Consider the following 580-nt stretch of genomic DNA (forward strand, 5'->3'; position numbering starts at 1 on the left):
TGTAGAGTCATCTTTTGTGATGTTGGAAGAGGGTGTTTGGTATGACCAGTACATTCTCTTGGCAAACTCTGTTAGCCTTTGCCCTGCTTCATTTTGTACTCCAAGGCCAAACTTGCCTGTTATTCCAGGTATCTCTTGACTTCCTGCTTTTGCATTCCAGTCCTCTATGATGAAAAGGACATCTTTTTTTTTTTGGTGTTAGTTCTAGAAGACTTGTAGGTCTTCATATAACCATTTAATGTCAGCTCCTTTGGCATTAGTGGCTGGGGCATAGACTTGCATTACTGTGATATTGTATGGCTTGCCATGGGGAGGGGGGATGGAAGACAAACAGAGATCATTCTGCTGTTTTTGAGATTGCATCCAAGTACTGCATTTCGGACTCTTTTGTTGACCATGATGGCTACTCCATTTCTTCTAAGGGATTCCTGCCCACAGTAGTAGATATAATGGTCATCTGAGTTAAATTCACCCATTCCAGTCCATTTTAGTTTGCTGATCCCTAGAATGTCAACGTTCACTCTTGCCATCTCTTGTTGGACCACTTCCAATTTGCCTTGATTCATGGACCTGACATTCC

Annotated in this window: 1 protein-coding gene; it reads right to left on the reverse strand. The window is 42.2% G+C overall.

The window, feature by feature from the left end; genetic code table 11:
• Positions 1-281: 281 nt before the first annotated feature.
• Positions 282-580 (reverse strand): hypothetical protein (locus tag ACQV2X_RS08775; protein WP_428894433.1); only part of this gene is annotated, 299 nt, incomplete at its 5' end.

The organism is Facklamia sp. P12945 (assembly GCF_050409485.1).
In the GTDB taxonomy this organism is placed as follows: Bacteria; Bacillota; Bacilli; order Lactobacillales; family Aerococcaceae; genus Facklamia.